Origin of the sequence: Xanthomonas campestris pv. campestris str. ATCC 33913, assembly GCF_000007145.1 — a bacterium.
Taxonomy (GTDB): domain Bacteria; phylum Pseudomonadota; class Gammaproteobacteria; order Xanthomonadales; family Xanthomonadaceae; genus Xanthomonas; species Xanthomonas campestris.
In genome coordinates this window covers 2,371,204-2,389,878 of the sequence record NC_003902.1, presented here as the reverse complement: position 1 = coordinate 2,389,878, position 18,675 = coordinate 2,371,204, and the positions used below count along the sequence as shown (strand labels likewise).

General features: G+C 65.9%; 4 protein-coding genes. 2 read left to right on the top strand and 2 right to left on the bottom strand.

What is annotated here, in order from left to right:
* Positions 1 to 344: 344 nt before the first annotated feature.
* A complete protein-coding gene (locus tag XCC_RS10510) occupies positions 345 to 3,170 on the top strand; it encodes a S8 family serine peptidase (protein WP_011037188.1) in 2,826 nt (941 codons plus the stop codon).
* Between the two features lie 83 nt (positions 3,171 to 3,253).
* On the opposite strand, the gene XCC_RS10505 is transcribed toward XCC_RS10510, so the two are convergent.
* Complete coding sequence (locus XCC_RS10505; protein ID WP_221209867.1) at positions 3,254 to 15,097, bottom strand: autotransporter-associated beta strand repeat-containing protein; 11,844 nt, start codon at positions 15,095 to 15,097, stop codon at positions 3,254 to 3,256.
* Positions 15,098 to 15,789: 692 nt separating this feature from the next.
* On the opposite strand from XCC_RS10505, the gene XCC_RS10500 reads away from it, so the two are divergent.
* Complete coding sequence (locus XCC_RS10500; protein WP_011037186.1) at positions 15,790 to 17,595, top strand: EAL domain-containing protein; 1,806 nt, start codon at positions 15,790 to 15,792, stop codon at positions 17,593 to 17,595.
* Positions 17,596 to 17,663: 68 nt separating this feature from the next.
* Here the strand turns inward: XCC_RS10500 and XCC_RS10495 are convergent, their stop codons facing one another.
* Positions 17,664 to 18,584, bottom strand: a complete 921-nt coding sequence (locus tag XCC_RS10495) for a M14 family metallopeptidase (RefSeq protein WP_011037185.1) — start codon at positions 18,582 to 18,584, stop codon at positions 17,664 to 17,666.
* Positions 18,585 to 18,675: the final 91 nt, after the last annotated feature.

The window sequence follows — 18,675 nt, the reverse complement described above, 5'->3', positions numbered from 1 at the left end:
CGGACGCAAGCGTACAGCTTGTAGGGAATTGCCTTAAACCATTTCGGCTATTGCTCGAATCAATAAATCCTATTGAAGAGTTTCTTCTGAATACTGGCTGTCCAATCCTGTTTTAGAAGTTCCACCCATCGCCGTTAAACCATCAGGCAATTGAGGCGGCGCTACAAAACAGCCCTCTCGGCTGCGGTTCGCGACGACATCCATGGGGATGGATTCGCCAGCAACTTAAATGTCAATAACACGTGAATAAACTCTTGCGCCGGTCTGGGTCGGCGCAGGTCCACTGCGCCAGACGTTGATGTGAAGCGGCTAAGCGGCGCGCCATGACAGGAATCAGACCACCAATGAAACGCTCGCTCCTCGCAACGACGATCTCCTCCTGCCTTGTCCTGACTGCCTGTGGCGGCGGCGGTGGTGGCGGCAATGTCCGCAACGACCCGCCACCGACCACCACGGTGGTGCCGGCGCCGATCACCGATCCGACCCCCGCACCGGCCCCGACGCCTGCGCCAACGCCTGCTCCAACGCCTGCTCCAACGCCTTCTCCCGCTCCCGCTCCCGCTCCCGCCCCTCCCCCAACTGCCGATCCGCTGCCGAAAACTGCACCGGTGCCGGTCGCCCCCCCGCGCTACCAGGGCCTGGCCAGCAATCTGCTGGTGCCCACCAATGCGGATCTGGCCCAGCAGGCCGGTGCCAGGGGCCAAGGCGTCAAGATCGGCGTGATGGACGACAACCTGGTGCAGACCTACGCGCCGGTCGCTGGCAAGGTCGACGCGTTTACCGATTACACCGCCGTCCCCGGCGCAGCGGAATCCACGTCCAATCGGTTGCGGGGCCACGGCAGCGTGGTGTCTGCACTGGTGCTGGGTTCGGCGCAGGACGGCTTCGCTGGCGGTGTCGCGCCAGATGCCGACCTGATCTACGGCCGCATCTGCGCCGAGAATTCCTGTGGCACCCAGCAGGCGCGTCGCGCCGCAGTGGACATGGCTGCGGCCGGTGTCCGGATCGCCAACCTGTCGATCGGCGCCTCGTACGCCGATGCGGCCAGCAGCGCCAATGCGGCACTGGCTTGGCGCTTCGCGCTGACCCCGCTAGTGCAGGCAGATGCCTTGATCGTGGCCTCCACCGGCAACGATGGCGCCGCTGAAGCCTCCTACCCGGCCGCAGCGCCGGTGCAGGAAGCCAGCCTGCGCAACAACTGGCTGGCCGTGGGCGCGGTGGAGATCGACAGCGCCGGCAACCCGGCCGGGCTGAGCAGCTATTCCAATCATTGCGGGTCCGCTGCGCAGTGGTGCCTGGTGGCACCGGGCATGTACGCCGCCCCGGCCCTGGCCGGCACCGAGTTGCAGGGCCAGATCGCCGGCACCTCGTTCTCCACTGCCGCTGTCAGCGGCGTGGCCGCGCAGGTACTCGGCGTGTATCCCTGGATGAGCGCTTCCAACCTGCAGCAGACCCTGCTGACCACCGCCACCGACCTGGGCGATCCCGGCGTCGACGCGTTGTACGGTTGGGGCATGGTCAATGCCGCCAAGGCGATCAAGGGCCCGGGCCAGTTCGCCAGCAACTGGGCGGCAAACGTGACCTCCGGCTACGACAGCACCTTCAGCAACGACATCTCCGGCAGCGGCAACCTGACCAAGAACGGCGCCGGCAGACTCACCCTGAGCGGCAACAACAGCTACGCCGGCGGCACCAGCATCAGCGACGGCGTGCTGGCCTTGTCGGGCAGCGTGCGCTCCGACGTGCTGGTGCTCAATTCGGCCACGTTTGAATCGCGCGGCGGCACCATCAACGGCAACTACAGCCTGGTCAACAGCACCGGCACCACCGCGATCGAACTGGGCAAGGGCCTGACCGTGACCGGCCAGGCCAGCCTGAAAGGCAACCTGTTGTTGCTGCCGGAAGCGGCGGGCTACACGGTTGCCGGCAGCGAGCGCATCGTTCGTGCCGGCGCCCTGCAGGGCACCTTCGACCGCGTGCAGTACGCCAACAACTTCTTCTGGACCGCCGCGCTGGCCTATGACCCCACCAGCGTCACCGCCACGCTCACCCGCAATGCCGCTGCCGCCAGCGCACAGGCTGCCGGTGCGTCGCAGTCGGTGGTGGCCGGCGCCCGTCAGGCCGACAGCCTGGTCAAAGCCCTGGATACCCGCGTGGCGTCCGGCGACACCGCAAACCTGGGCGGCGTCATCACCGCGACCGGCGCGCTGCTACTGGCCACCGATGCGCAGGTCGCCAGCTCGCTGCCGACGCTGGTGGGCCAGGTCCACGGCATCGAACGCACGCTCGGGTTCCAGTCCGCGCTCAACGATGCACGTGTGGCGGCAGATCGCCTGCCGCTGCTGGCCAGCACCACCACGCTGACCACCTGGATGCAGGGCAGCTACCTCGACGGTGACCTGAGCCGCGCCGGCTACGCGTCGGCCGATTACACCCAGCGCGCAACCACCGTGGGCTTCGACATGCCGCTGGGCGGCGCCGGCACCATCGCGGGTGCAGCGCTCACCTCGGGCGAAGACCGCGGCACCATCAGCGCCTCGGCCAGCCGCCTGCGCGCCGACCGCTACGCGATGACCGCCTACCTGTACCAGCCGGTCGGCATGGCATATCTCTCGGCGATTGGCTCATACGGCATGGGCAGCGTGGAAACCGAACGCAGCGTGCAGGCCGGCAGCATCGGCGAGCGCCTGCAGGATCGTCGCCACGACACCAACTGGTCGCTGCGCACCGAACTGGGCTTGTTGCCGCGCGCCGGGCTGTCACCGTTCGTGGCCGCCGGTGTGGTCAGCCAGACCCAGGACGCCTTCAGCGAAGCATCGGTCACCGGCCTGGGCCTGAGCGCAGCCAGCGACACGCTGCGTGCCGGTTACGGCGAAGTGGGCGTGCGCGGTCACTTGGCGCATGGCAAGTGGGGCTTCGACGGCCTGGTTGCCTATCGCTCGCTGTTTGGCGACAACCGCGCCGACTTCACCGCCTGGTTCACCGGCCTGCCCGAGGCGCGGTTCACCGTTGCCGGTGAGCCGCTGTCCAAGGAAGCGCTGCGTGCATCGGTCGGCGTGCGCTACAGCGTCAGCGACACGTTCTCGCTGTACGGCAATGTGGGTGCCGAGCGTGGCAGTTCCGATGCCAGCAGCGTCAATGCCAATGTCGGCCTGCGCTGGCAGTTCTGAGGCACGCCGGGTCACTGGTGACAAACAAAAGGCCCCGGCATTGCCGGGGCCTTTGCTGTTTCAACACTGCAACCGCGACAGGATCAGAAGCTCCAACCCCAGGTCACCTGCCCGCCATACGCGGTCTGGCCATCGCCATTGAGGCCTTGCAGCGACAACGCCATGCGGCTGCTCGGCGAGGTGATCAGACTCACGCCCACTTCGCCCACCACCGCATTCTTGGCCAGGGTCACGCTGTGCACCGAGAAGCTGGTGCCCGCGCCGATGAAGCCCGCCGAGCGCTGCACCTGGCGGTCGCCATAGGCATGCCGCCAACCTACCGATGCGTAAAGACCGGCCTGGTGGCCCAGCTCCCAACGGCCGCGCACACCCACCGTACTGGTGGTGTACTCGTCCTTGGCGCTGTCCACCGACAGCCCGGCAATGCCGCCACGCTCGCTGAAACCGTCGGTCTTCAGATGCGTGTAGGCCGCCGCGACGAACGGGCTGTACACCGCGGTCCCTGCATGCAGGTTCCAGGCCGCTTCCAGCGAGACCGTGGTGGCCGTGGCGTCGTACTCGCTGCTCAGACGTTCTTCCATCACGCCGGGCAGAATCACGCGGCGGGTACTGTCGACACGATAGTCCGCATAGTCCACCCCACCCTGCAGGGTGAAAGCGGACCAGTCGGCCTGCGCGTACACGCCGACATGCGTGGCATCGATATCGGCACGATCATCGTTGGCACGCGACCAGCTTTCCAGGTCCTGGTTACCCACCGCGACGCCGATCAGGCTGCGCTCGCCGATGCGACGTTCGGCACCGGCCATCACGCCATCGTCTTCGCGCCGCACCGAGTTGGCAGTGCTGTCGCCGTCGATCCGGTTCGGACGGCTGCGGCCGGCGATCCAGACCGTGGTGTCGCCCACGCGGGTGTCCTGGCTGTCGCCACGCAGATGGCTGCTGATGCCGCTCATCAGGAAGCGGCTATCGAGCATTGCCGTCGCGGTAGTGGCGTGGCTTTCGCCGGACAGCGAGGCGAATGCAGTGCGCACGGCCTCCGGGGCGTCCGGCAAACGCAGCACCGCCTGCAAGATCGGGCTGGTGGTGGGCAGGCCATCCACAGCTGCGGCACTGGCCTGCTCGTTCGGCGTCACCGCAATGTCGACCATCGACACCGTATTGCGCCCAAACGACACCGACAGCCCGCCGGCACTCACGCTGACATTCGGGTCAATGAACGCGTAGTCGGAGGTGATGTTGGTGAACTGGCCGCTCAGGCCACCACCGGCATTGATCAGCGGAATATCCACGAACAGGGGCAGGTCCGGCGCGCGCACTAGTTGCAAGGTGCTGCCCGGCGCGACCACCGCCGTGCCGCCCACCGTGACCGGTGTGACCGTGCCGGTACTTCCCGGGGTTACTTGCCAGGTGGAGCCCGGATTGAAGGTGGCATTGCCGCCAACCGTGATCGAGCCGCTGTCGCCGCCACTGAGCAGGGTGCCCGACAGGTTCAGCCCACCGATGGTGCCGCTGCCGGTGAGCGTGCCGCCCGGGCCCACCGTCACCGGCCCACCCAGGGCCGCGCCCGGATTGGCCGGGTTGCCCACGCTCAAGGTGCCGCCACTCACCGTGGTCGGCCCAGTGAAGCCACCGCTGTTGGCGGTCACCAGCAAGGTGCCGGTGCCGTCCTTGACCAGGGTGCCGGTGCCCGACAGGGTGCCTGCATAGGTGCCGTTGGCGTCCTGCAGGAACACCAGCGCTGCGTTGTTGAGGATGTTGCCTTGCAGGCTGTCGGTGTCGCCGATCAGGGTGCCGGCATTGATGGTGGTACCGCCGAGATAGCTGTTGACGCCATCCAACGTGACCGCACCGGTGCCGTTCTTGATCAGCGTGCCGCTGCCGGCGATGTTGCCGGCAAAGGTGCCGTCACCGGCCTGGTCGAATACCAGCACGGCGTTGTCCAGGATGTTGCCCTGCAGGCTGCTGGTGGTGCCCTGCAAGGTGCCATCGGCAATCGTGGTGCCGCCGCTATAGCTGTTGGTGCCGCTCAGCGTGAGCACGCCATCGCCTTGCTTGACCACGTTGCCGGTGCCGCTGATGGCGCCGGCGAAGGTGCCGTCGGTGGCCTGGTCGAACACCAACGTGGCGTTGTCGACCACGTTGCCCTGCAGGCTGGTGGTGTTGCCGATCAGGCTGCCGGCGCTGACCAGGGTGCCGCCGGTGTAGCTGTTGGCGCCGGTCAACACCAACGCACCGGCGCCGGTCTTTTCGACACTGCCGGTGCCGCTGATCACACCGGCATACACGCCGCCACCGGCCTGGTCGAAGACCAGCGCCGCATTGTCGAGGATGTTGCCTTGCAGGCTGGTGGTATCGCCGATCAGGGTGCCCGCGGTGATGGTGGTGCCGCCGGTGTAGGCATTGGCGCCATTCAAACGCAGATCGCCCGCGCCGTCCTTGGTCACCGAGCCGGTGCCAGTGATCGAACCGGTGAACACGCCATCGGCGGTCTGGTTGAACACCAGCGCCGCGTTGTCGACGATCGCACCTTGCAGGCTGGCGCTGTCGCCCACCGTGGTACCGGCATTGAGCGTGGTGCCGCCGGTGTAGCTGTTGGTGCCATCCAGCGTCAGCGTGCCGGTCCCGGACTTGACCAGCGCACCGTTGCCGCTGATGTCACCGGCCAGGGTCAGATCTGCCGCGTTGGCGACATCGAGCGTGGCGCCGAGGGTGAGCGCGTTGCCCAGCGCCACCGCCACGGCATTACTCAACGTCGCATTGCCCAGTACCGAGAGGCTGCCGGTGCCCAGCGCCGTGTTGCTGCCCACACCGAGCGTGCCGGCATTCAAGACGGTGCCGCCGGTGTAGCTGTTGGCGCCATCCAGGGTGAGCGTGGCGGTGCCGTCCTTGATCAGCCCACCGGCGCCGCTAACCGGGCCACTCAGGGTCAGGTCGTTGCTGCCGGCCACGGTCAGCGCGCCGGTGAGGTCCACGGCATTGGCGATGGCAAGCGCCTGATCGGTATCCAATGTGGTGCCGGTGGCTGCGGTCAACGTGCCGGTGCCCAATGCCTGGGCATCGCCCAGCACCAGGGTGCCGCCGCCCAGCGCGGTACCACCGGTGTAGGTGTTGGCTGCGCCCAGAATCAACGTGCCGGTGTCGACCTTTTGCAAGGTGCCCGTGCCGCCAATGGTGACGTCGATGGTGCCGGTAACGCCCGGATCCACGCGCACGATGGTGGTGGCGGCATTGGCGCTGAGCGCGCCGGCGCCGGCATCGGTGAGCACATAGCCATCGGTGGCGAACTGCATGCCGGTGATGCCTTGCGTGCCCTGCACCCCGACGTTGCCGGCAGTGCCGGCGAATACGGCAAAGCTGTTCTGCCAATCGGTATTCGTGAGGCCGTCGATGCCGGTCCAGTTGGTGGCACCCGCCGTCCAGGTGCCGGTGCCGCCTTCGATCTGCGCGTTGCCCACCGTCTGTGCGCCATCCCAGAACTGCACGTTGCTGCCCGGCGCGGACACCACCACGTTGACCTGCTGCGCCAACGCGGTCTGCAAGGCCAACTGGGTGGGATCAACAGAACCAGGAATGGTGCCGAAGGCCAGGCCGTTGTCGGTCAGCCCGCCGGTGTAATCGATCAGGCGATACACACCATTGCCGAAGCCACCGATGTCGGTGATGTTGAGCGTGCCGTCCAGGGTGAGGTCGCCGTTGACCGCGAGCACGCGTGTATCGCTGGGCACTCCAAGCAATGCGTCGAGGCTGGCGCCAGATGCCAGCGTCAATGAACCGGTGGAGAGTGTGGAACCACTGGTCACCCCCAGGCGGCCGCCATCGGCGACGCCGACCGCGCCAACCACATTGCCACTGCCGGTAAGCGTCGCACCCGTCGCGACGGTAAGACCGCCGGCGCTACCAAACGTGCCATCCACATCCAGCGTGCCGCCGCTGATCTGCATCGTTCCGCCAAGTGCGCTGGTACCGGTGAGCTGCAGCGTGCCGGTGCCTACTTTCTGCAGGTTGCCGGCGTCGTTCAACGTACCGCCAAAGCTGCCGCTGGCGGCATTGGCACCCAACTGCAAGGTGTTGCCGCCGGTAATGGCGACAGTACCGGCCCCGGTCAAGGTGGCCAGCGCGGCATTGCCGCCCAGCGACAAACTGGCCCCTGCGGCGACATCGGCAGTGCTCGTCGTGCCTAACGTGCCGGCGGCTGTCGTGGCAAGCACACCGGCCTGCACCGCCAGTGGCCCGCTGAAGCTGTTGGCGCCGGACAAGGTCAGCGTTCCGGTGCCGCTCTTGGTCAGCCCGCCTGCCCCGCTGATCGCGCCGCTAAGCGACAGATCGGCCGCATTGGCAACAGCGAGATTGGCGTTGAGCGTGACCGCGTTGCCCAGTGCCACCGACACGGCATTGCTCAAGGTGGAGGTGCCGATCACGTCCAGGCTGCCGCCACCCAGTGCCGTGTTGTTGCCCACCGCCAAGGTGCCGGCGTTCAACACGGTGCCGCCCGCGTACGTGTTGGCGCCGTCGAGCGTCAGCGTGGTCGTGCCGTTCTTGATCAGGCTGCCGGCGCCGGTGATAGCACCGCTTGACGCTAGATCATTGCTACCGCCCACTGTCAGCGCGCCGGTGAGGTCCACCGCATTGGCGATGGCAAGCGCCTGATCGGCATCCAGTGTGGTGCCGCCAGCAGCAGTGAGCGTGCCGGTGCCCAGTGCCTGGGCATCGCCCAGCACCAGGGTGCCGCCTCCCAGCGCGGTGCCGCCGGTGTAGGTGTTGGCTGCGCCCAGGATCAGCGTGCCGGTATCGAGCTTTTGCAAGGTGCCCGTGCCGCCAATGGTGACGTCGATGGTGCCGGTGACACCCGGATCCACGCGCACGATGGTGGTGGCGGCATTGGCGCTGAGCGCGCCGGCGCCGGCATCGGTGAGCACATAGCCATCGGTGGCGAACTGCATGCCGGTGATGCCTTGCGTGCCCTGCACCCCGACGTTGCCGGCAGTGCCGGCGAATACGGCAAAGCTGTTCTGCCAATCGGTATTCGTGAGGCCATCGATGCCGGTCCAGTTGGTGGCGCCCGCCGTCCAGGTGCCGGTGCCGCCTTCGATCTGCGCGTTGCCCACCGTCTGTGCGCCATCCCAGAACTGCACGTTGCTGCCCGGCGCGGACACCACCACGTTGACCTGCTGCGCCAACGCGGTCTGCAAGGCCAATTGTGTGGGATCAACAGAACCAGGAATGGTGCCGAAGGCCAGGCCGTTGTCGCTCAGCCCGCCGGTGTAATCGATCAGGCGATACACACCATTACCGAAGCCACCGATGTCGGTGATGTTGAGCGTGCCGTCCAGGGTGAGGTCGCCGTTGACCGCGAGCACGCCGGTCTGGCTGGGAATGCCCAGGAACGCATCGATGGTTGCATTCGGTGCCAGGCTCAGCGTGCCGGTGGTCAGCAGCGCGCCGCTGCTCACGACCACGCGGCCACCGTCGGCTACCGTGACCGCCGCATCCACCACGCCGCTGCCGCTCAAGGCGCCGCCGTTGGCGACCGTGAGCCCACCTGCGCTGGCCAGCGTGCCGTCCACATCCAACGTGCCCGCACTCACCAGGGTGGTGCCACCAATGCTGCTGGTCCCGGTGAGCTGGAACACGCCGGTGCCGACCTTTTCCAGATTGCCCGCATCGCTCAGGCTGCCACCGAAGGTGCCGGTGACATTGGTGTTGCCCACCTGCAACGTGCTGCCGCCCAGGATGGCGACATTGCCCAGCCCGGTCAGTGCACCTAGTGCGGTGTTGCTGCCCAGCTGCAAGCCCGCGCCTGCGGCCACGTCCACTGCGCCCACGCCCGTGAGTGCACCCGGCGCGGTGGTCGCCACCACGCCGGTCTGCACCGACAAGGGACCGCTGAGGCTGTTGCTGCCCGCCAGCGTCAGCGCGCCCAGGCCGGTCTTGGTCAACCCGCCTGCGCCGGTGAGCACGCCGCTGAGCGAAAGATCGGCCGCCGTGTCTACGGTGAGCCCTGCACCGAGCGTGAGGTTGTTGGTCAATGCCAACGCGATCGCGTTGCTCAAGGTGGAGTTACCAATCACCGACAGGCTGCCGGTGCCCAACGCCGTATTGCTGCCCAGCGCCAGCGTGCCGGCATTCAACACCGTGCCACCGGCGTAGCTGTTGGCGCCGTCGAGCGTCAGCGTGGTGGTGCCGTTCTTGACCAGGCTGCCCGCGCCGGTGATGGCGCCGTTCAAGGCCAGATCGTTGCTGCCGGCAAGATTCAGCGCGCCGTTGAGCACGACCGCATTGCCAACGGCCAGGGCCTGGTTGGTATCCAGCGTGGTGCCGTTGGCGGTGGTGAGTGCACCACTGCCGAGCGCCTGCGCATCGCCAAGCACCAGCGTGCCGCCGCTGAGCGTGGTGCCGCCGGTGTAGCTATTGGCCGCATCCAGCACCAGCGTGCCGGTGTCCACTTTCTCCAGGCCACCTGCACCGCTGATGCCGACATCGAGCGTGGCGGTGGCATTGGGGTCCACGCGGACCGCCGTCAATGGCGTTGTGATGCTCAAGCTGCCCGCGCCGGCATCGGTCAACTGATACCCGTCGGCGACAAATTGCAGCCCGCCCACCGCTTGGGCGCCCTGCACACCCACGGTGCCGGCCGTGCCAGAGAACACCGCAAAATCGCCCTGCCAGGTGCTGTTGGCGGTGCCGTCCTGACCGGTCCAGTTGCTGGCGGCGCCCCATATTCCACTGCCGCCGTCCACGCTGCCGTTGGCAACCGTCTGCGCACCATCCCAGAACTGCACGATGCTGCCGGGTGCCGTGACCACCAGGTTGATCTGCTGGCCGATCGCGGTCTGCAGTGCCAACTGGCTGATGTCCACGCTGCCGGGAATGGTGCCGAGCAACAGGGCATTGTTGGTGAGCAGGCCGGTGTAGTCCATCAGCCGGTAAACGCCGGTGCCGAAGCCACCGATGTCGGTGATGTTGAGCGTGCCATCGAGTGTGAGGTTGCCGTTGACCGCAAGCAGCCGGGTGGCACTTGGCGCTGCCAGCGAGGCATCGATGAAGGCACCGGATGCAAGGGACAACCCGCCCACGCTGAGCGTGGAACCACTGGTGATCGCCAGACGCCCGCCGTCGGCGATGGTCACCGGGCCGGTCACCGCGCCGGCGCCGCGCAAGGTGCCGCCGAGCGCCACATTCAGCGTGCTGCTGGTCAGGCTGCCCGCCACATCCAGGGTGCCGCCACTGACCGAGGTGCTGCCGGCCACTCCATTGTCGCCGAGCAGGCTCAAGGTACCGGTGCCGATCTTGTCCAGGTTGCCATTGCCGATAAGGCTGCCGGCGAAGCTGCCCGCGCCCACCTGCAAGGTACTGCCCGCACCCACATCCACATTGCCGGCGCCGCCCAGGCTGTTGATCAGGCCACCGCCGGTCAGGCTCAGCAAGGCACCGGCGCCGACATCCACCGTACTCGCGTTGCCAAGTGCCGCAGCGGTGTTGGCCACCAGTGCACCGGCCTGCACTGCCAGCGGGCCGGTGTAGCTGTTACTGCCGTCGAGGGTAAGAATGCCCGCGCCGGTCTTGGTCAGCCCGCCGGTGCCGCTGATGTTGCCGGTGGCCAGCAGGTCGCCCACCGTATCGACGGTCAACGCCGCGTCCAGGGTGATGTCGTTGCCCAGTGCCACGGCAATCGCATTGCTCAGCACTGCATCGCCCACCACCGACAGGCTGCCGGTGCCGAGTGCGCCATCCGCACCCACGGCCAGTGTGCCGCCGGTCAGCGTGGTGCCGCCGCTATAGCTGTTGGTGGTGGTGAGTGACAACGTACCGGTGCCATTCTTGAGCAGGCCGCCGGTGCCAGTAATGGCACCGTTCAAGCTCAGGTCGTTGCTGCCGGCCAAGGTGAGCTGTGCATTCAACTGCACGGCATTGGCGAGGTTTGTCGCTGCAGCGGTATCCAGTTCGGCGACGCCGGCGATGGTCAGTTGCCCCGTGCCCAATGCGGCTTCGTTGCCAAGCACCAGGCGGCCAGCGCCCAGCGTCGTCCCACCGGTAAACGTGTTCGCAGTACCCAGCGTCAACGTGGCAGTGCCCTGCTTGTCCAGACTGCCGGCGCCACTGACCACCCCATTCAAGGTGAGATCCTGCGTGCCACCGATGGTGAGCGCGCCATCCACTGCGACTGCATTGCCCAAGGTTGCCGCGGTGGTGGCATCCAGCGTGGTGCCGGCGGCAGCGGTGAGGGTGCCCAGGCCAAGCGCGGTATCGCTGCCCACCAGTACCGAGCCGGCCTGCAGTTGCAACCCGCCGGCCCAGGTGTTGTTGCCGTTGAGCGTGAGCGCATTGGTGCCGTTCTTGATCAAACTGCCCGCGCCACTGACCACGCCATTGAGCGTGAGCGGTTGCCCATCGATGCTGAGCGCACCGCCCAGCGCGATGCCGTTCTGCAGCGTGACTGCAGTGCTTGCGCTGAGCGCGGTGCCATCGGCGGTGGTCAACGCGCCGGTGCCAAGCGCAGCATCCGCGCCAACCACCAGGCTGCCTGCGGTGAGTTGCGTCCCACCGCTGTAAACGTTGTTGCTGGTGAGCGTGAGTGCGCCGACACCCTCCTTGATCAGGCTGCCGGTGCCGCTGACGGTGCCGGTCAGATCCAGCGCGTTGCTGCCGCCTACCGTGAGTGCGCCAAGCAGGGCCACGTTATTGCCGACGCTGGCAGCGGCGGTTGTGTCCAGACGCGTGGCATCGGCTGCGGTGAGTACACCGGTTCCCAGTGCTGCGCCGCTGTTGATCAGCAACGTGCCTGCGTTGAGAGTGACACCACCGGTGAAGTTATTGGTGCCAGTCAAACTCAGCGCCGCATTGCCGTTCTTGATCAGTGCACCCGTCCCGCTGACGCTGCCGCCGAGTGCAAGATCCTGATTGCCACTCAGCGCCAGATTCTGCTCCAGCACCACTGCATTGCTCAGCGACACGGGCGCGGTGTTGTCCAACACACCGCCGGCGGCAGTCAGTGCACCGGTGCCCAGCGCCGTATCGCTGCCCACCAGCAAGCTGCCCGCGCTCAGGCGCGTGCCGCCGGTATAGGTGTTGTTGCCGGTCAGGCTCAGACTCGCCGTGCCAACCTTGTTCAAACTGCTCACGCCACTGATGTCGCCGCTCAGCGTGAGCGCGTTGGCACCGCCCACATTGACAGCGCCCACGCCGGTCAGCGCGATCGCGTTGGCGAGTGTGCTCACCACTGCAGAATCGAGCGTACTACCGGCTGCTGCCGTCAACGTGCCGCTGCCCAATGCGGTATTGCTGCCCACCGTCAACCGACCAGCGCTGAGCGTGGTGCCGCCGGTGAACACATTGTTGCCACTCAAGCTGAGATCACCGGTGCCGGATTTGACCAGGCTGCCGGTGCCGCTGACCGTGCCGGTCAGGCTGAGCGCTTGCGTCCCATCGAACGTCAGCGCGCCAGCAGACAGGTTCACGGCGTTGCCCAGCGTGGTGGCCGCCGTGCTTTGCAGCGCGGCATTGCCGGTGACGTTCAACGCCCCGCCGCCCAATGCCGTGGCACTGCCCACCTGCAAGGTGCCGCTTCCCAGCGTGGTGCCGCCGGTATATGTATTCAAACCACCCAGTGTCAGCGTGCCGGTGCCCAGCTTGTTGACACTGCCGGTGCCGCTGACGGTACCGGACAGCGTCAGCGCCGTGCCATTGCCGCCCACACCGAGCGCACCCGTGAGCGCGACCGCATTGGTCAGCGTGGTGGGTGCCGTGGCAGCAAGTTCGCCACCACTGGCGGTGAGCGTGCCGGTGCCCAACGCACTGCCCGTCCCCACCAGCAGACGGCCACTGCTCAACGTGGTGCCACCGGTGTAGCTGTTGGTGCCAGTCAGGGTGAGGTCGCCGGTACCGCTTTTAAGCAGGCTGCCGGTGCCACCGATGGCGCCGCCCAACGTCAGCGCCTGGGCACCGCTCACCGTCAATGGACCTGCAAGCGAAACCGCATTGCCCAGTGCCAGCGCAATGCTGCTCGACAAGGTGGACGCAGCCGTGACATTGAGCGTGCTGCCACCCAATGCCGCCGCATTGCCTACCTGCAAGGTGCCGCCGGCCAGCGTGGTCGCGCCGGTATAGGTATTGGCATTGGTGAGCGCCAACGTGCCGGTGCCGGTCTTGGTAATGCCGCCGGTGCCCGACAGCACGCCGGTCAGGCTCAGCGCGTTCCCGGTGGCACCCACGCCTAGTGTGCTGTTGAGAAGCACACTGTTCGCAAGCGACAACGGTGCGATGGTGTCCAGCGCTCCGCCGCCTGCGGTCACCACGCCGGTGCCCAGAGCGGCGGCATTTTCCAGCACCACTGTGCCGGCATTGAGCGTGGTGCCGCCGGTATAGGTATTGGTCCCGCCCAGGGTCAAGGTGTTGGTACCCGTCTTGACGAAACCACCGCCGCCGCTGACGGCGCCACCGAGCCGCACCGCATTGGTGCCGCCGATGGTCAGGCTATCGGTCAACGTAAAGGCGTTTGCGAGGTTGAGTGCGGTGGTGCCCGACAGGGTGCCACCTGCCGCAGTCACCGTGCCGGTTCCCAGCGCGGTGTTATTGCCCAGCGTCAGGCTGCCGGCTGCCAGCGTGGTGCCGCCGCTATAGGTATTGGCGCCGGTCAGGGTGACGGCACCTATACCGGTTTTGGTGAGCGCGCCGGTCCCGGTCAGCGCACTGCCGATGGTCAATGCATTGGCGCCCTGTACCGTCAGGCCGGTGCCGGTGAGTGCAATGCCACCGGTGGGGCTCAAGGTCAGATTGGCGGCGGTGGCCTCGATCGCGCCACCGTTGGCGGTGATGTTGGTGCCGAACAGGGCCGGGTTGGCGAATTGCGCCACGCCGCCATTGAGCGCGGTGTTACTGAAATTGGTCGCGCCGCCCAGCGTCCAGGTACCGCTGTTGACGCGCAGGCTACCGAAGTTGATGTATTGCGAGGTGCTCAGCGCCGCCGTGCCGGCGGTGCCGCTGCCAGTGCCCGTGGCGGAATTCTGCAGGATCAAGGTGTTGGTGCCGCCCGCCCCGCCATCCACGGTGCCGGTTGCCGCAAAGCTCAACAACCCGCCTGGGCCAAGTAGCGCGACCCCGATGCCACCTGCGCTGTTGACGCTGCTACCGGTGACCGCGGTGAAGCTGTTGATGCTGTTGGCGCCCATCGACACGCTGCCGTTGATGGCGCCGGAATTGATGAAGGTGTTGCCGGTGGCCGAGCTCTGGAAACCCACCCGCCCTTCGATGGTGCCGGAGTTCACTGCGTTGACCGTGGCGCCACCGCTGACCGCGATGACCGGCGTATCCGAGCCAAGCACCGAGAGATTCAACAGGGGGCGACTACTGATGGTGCCGGCGTTGTTGATCTGCACCACGCCGGCGGGCGCAGCTGTGATGCCCAGCGCCATGCCATCGAGGTTGAGCAGGTTGGCACCGAGCAGGCCGCCGCTTCCGTAGATCGTGCCGGTCGCGAGGTTATTGACGGTGACCTGCGTCGAGCTGGCGTTGCCCATCGTCACGCCGGTGCTGAGCACTGACAGCAGGCCAAGCACGGAAGGATCGATGGTGCCGCTGTTATTGAGCGTGGAATTGGTACCGCCGAGTGCAATGGCGGTGCCGCCAAGCAGCCCCGCCGTCATCTGCGTTCCGGGGGCGACATTGACGGTCAGATTGCTCGCGTTGCTGGAGAACGCATTACTGGTGATCGGCAATCCAGTGCAGGTCACCGTTTGCCCAGCGGCAGGTAGCGCCGGCGTGCACGCTCCCCAGGCCAGCGTGGGTGCAGCCGCTCCCAGGGCGAGGATCACCATGCTCGGCAGATTGCGCCGGGTCGCTCCCGATTTACGCCGCCGCCGCACCAACTCGTGCGTGACGACCCAATTACCGATAGCCGCGTTCCAGACCAGCGCAAACGCACGATTCATATGTTTCTCCTGAGTTACAAGCAAAGATCGGCGCGCACGCAAATGCGCGCCTGGATGACGTTTCAAAAAATGTTTGGATCAAACGCCGGCCTTATGGCAGCGCTCGATTAACCCCTGGATGAGTACGATGAATACCAATCCCGCCGAATGTTCTGAGCGATTAATAAACGAATCGTTATACACAAAGTGTGCGAAGTATCACTAACCATAAATACTTGCGCGACAGAACTGGAAAATGTCGAACGGTATGCTCGCGGTCGTTTGCAGTATTAAATTCAACATCAGGTGCAGTCGCGGCGAGCGTTACGGACCTGCCTGGTTAATGCGAACGACACAGTGCCCGATTTAAAAGGAACTCCAGCGGATGGGTTTGGCTGATGCTGCAAGCCACACAGTGGTCCGCGTCAAATTTCCGGCACTGCACGCACGCATCAGCTTTGCGGCACCGCATCAAGTTAATGCGCCAATTCCGAGAGGAGCGAATGAAATGAAATCAGATGAAATTTCATATACAAAATCCGGTACACCAATTAAACGACCTCTGCCGCCAAGACCACTGATTGGATAAGCAGCCTTTTTTCGTCGCGCGGAAAAAATGCCTCATCGTGTCTCGAGACAATGGAATGCACGCCTCGCTACAGAACCCCAAAGGCTGAATCAGCACTTCCCTTTGATATCGATCACGCGATAGTGTGATCTTCACCACGGAGCTCAATGGCATGACGCGTTCGTCAGACGAACAGGGACAGCAGCGGCATCTGGAGTGGCGCGATACACCGACCGACCTGGCCGGCATGGAGCCTCTCGATCAAATTGCACGTTTGGTATGCCATTCGCTGGGTGCTGCCGCTGCCGCGCTGACGATTACCGAATCCGGGCGGCGGCGTGTGTTGGCGGCGCATGGCATTGCACCGGACCAGGCCATGCAGACCGTGGCGGCCTTTGAAGACAACGGCACGCACGACGCTGAGCATGAGGCACTTGCCGTGGCGGTGCTGCCTGCAGTCCGGCTCGGTGAGACAGCGACCGCCGAGCCCGCACGCTTTGCCGCCTGTGTTCCCATTGGTGCACCGCAGACAGGCGTCTACGGCACCTTGTGCGTTCTGGATGCCTACGAACGGCGCCTGGACGTGCAGGAGCGCCAGCAATTGCGCATGTTCGCCAATGTGGCGGCCGCACAACTGGAGCTGCAGTTCGGTGCCGGCCGCCGCGAGCCGCATAGCGGCCTGCATAACGCCCGCCAGTTGCAGGCCGACCTGGACACGCTCGCCTACGGCAACCACGCCATGCCGGTGCTGGCGGCCTTCATCGAGATCTACGACACGCATGCGGCCAACGAGGCGCGGCAGGCGCTGGGCATGCAGCCCATTGAAGAGCTCGTTCGCCATGCCAGCTACGTACTGACGCGCGCACTGCGCGGCAAGGCCACCGTGTATCACGTGGCACCGATGCGGTTTGCCTTCTTCCTGCTGAATTCTGCCGCCGATGAAATGGAAGACCTGCTGCTGGATCTGCGCGACATGCTGCACGCGCCGGTGGATGCGGCTGGCATCCCGATGTCGCTGACCTTCCATGCCGGCGTGGTGAAGTTCCTGCCGCGTCAGCCCGACACCGGCGATGTGATGCGCAAAGGGCTCGTTGCTTTGGGCGATGCGGTGAGCCACCACGCGATCCTGTGCTGGTATAGCGCGGCGCACGACGACGCCATCCAGCGCTCGTATCGTCTGGCACTGGATGCAGAAGCGGCATTGGAGGCAGGCGATTTTCGCCTGGTGTTCCAGCCACGCATCAACCTGCTGGACCTGTCGGTGACCGGCTTCGAGGCCCTGCTGCGCTGGAAGCACGCAACGTTGGGCGCGATCGGGCCCGATGAATTCATTCCCTTGTTCGAAAAAACCGCGCTGATGTGCACGGTTACCGAATGGGTGATCGACCATGCACTCCGGCAACTGGCCGCGTGGCGCGCTGGCGGCCTGGATTTTTCGCTATCGATCAATCTGTCCTCGCGCGACTTCGGCAACGTCAATCTGGCCTCGGACGTGATCGACCGCTGCCAGGCCCTGGGCATTCCTACCGAACGGATCGAGCTGGAAATCACCGAAGGCCGCTGGTTGCGCAGCAATGTGCAGGCCTTGCCACGCTTGCGTGCCCTGCGCGACGCCGGCGTCAGCGTCGCGATCGATGATTTTGGCACCGGCTACAGCAACTTCGGCTACCTGACCGAGCTCCCCGTCAATGTGCTCAAGCTCGATCGCTCGCTGGTGACCGGCATCGCCGATCAATCCGGCATGCAGCTGCGTGCAGAAGCCGTCGTGCGGCTGGCCAGCGCACTCGGCTATCGCACCGTGGCCGAAGGCATCGAGCACGCCGACGAAATTGCGCTGCTACGGAGTTGGGGCTGCGACGAGGCGCAAGGCTTTCTGTTGGCCAGGCCGATGGAAGCCGGGTTGGTGCCAGCCTACGTGGCGCAGGCGAGCACCGCGGCAGGCCTGCCGTAACCGCTGTGCATCAGCGCCGCGCGCATATTCCGTTGGCCGCGCAATGTGCACGGCCTGGTGATGCCGCATCAGGTGTTGGCCAACGCACAATCCAGCGCGGCGCAGATCGCCACCACCTGGGCCAGGTTGCACTGCGCCGGCGTCGTACGCGGGCTGTCCGGGTACACCTCGGTGGTGGTGCGATAGCGCGCCTCGGTGACACCGGCGCACAAGCCGAGCCGGCGCACCGGGTAGTTGATCACGCCCTCGCCCACCACCGGCGCGCCGATGATCTCGCCCTGTGCATCGGCTGGCGCGATATGGGTCACCTGTGCCACCGCTGCAATCACCGCCTGCTGAAATGCCGGCTGCGGGTCGTCGCTGTCACCCACCAGATAGAAGCCGTCCGGGATGCTGCCGGGCACGAACGGCACGCCATCGCGCGCGGCCAACGCCGGGCGGAACTCGGTCTCGTCACTGTCGGTGGTTTCGTGCAGATCGATGTGCAGCAACGTCGTACCGGTGACGGTGGTCACCAGCTGCATGAGCGCTGCCGATTCCGCCGCAGGGCTGTTGGGCCGGAAGGCGCGATTGGGATCGATCGCCTCGGCATTCCAGCGCTGGATGCGCTCATAGCCCCACGGGTTGACGCAGGGAGCGACCAGCAGATTGATGCGCCCTGCATACGCTGCTGCGCGCTCCTGCAGGAATTGCAGTGCGCCCAGTACGCCACTGGTTTCATAGCCATGCACGCCACCGGTGACCAGCGCCCATGGCAAGGCGGCATCCCAGTGCGGGGTACGCAGTGCCATCAGTGGATACGTGTCCGCGCCCTGCCCGATAACGCCGTACTGCGTGCACTCGAATGCACCGGCGAGTGCGGCGACCGGCTGCAGCACGTCATCTGCATAGACCCGGCGGCGGACTTGCCGCGCACGCCACTGCGCACGTTCTGTCTCGCCCCAGGCCTGGCCGGGGCTGCCGATGGGATACCGCGTTTGCTCTGTCATTGCCGGGTCCAGTGCAGGAAGACCGACAAGCGTAAGCGCTCGCATGTCTCTGCGGAACCCACCGGCGCGGGTGGACCAATAGTGAGGCGAA

Coding starts and splice junctions, on each gene's coding strand:
- XCC_RS10505 (WP_221209867.1), bottom strand. CDS start 15,097: ATGAATCGTGCGTTTGCGCTGGTCTGGAACGCGGCTATCGGTAATTGG.
- XCC_RS10510 (WP_011037188.1), top strand. CDS start 345: ATGAAACGCTCGCTCCTCGCAACGACGATCTCCTCCTGCCTTGTCCTG.
- XCC_RS10495 (WP_011037185.1), bottom strand. CDS start 18,584: ATGACAGAGCAAACGCGGTATCCCATCGGCAGCCCCGGCCAGGCCTGG.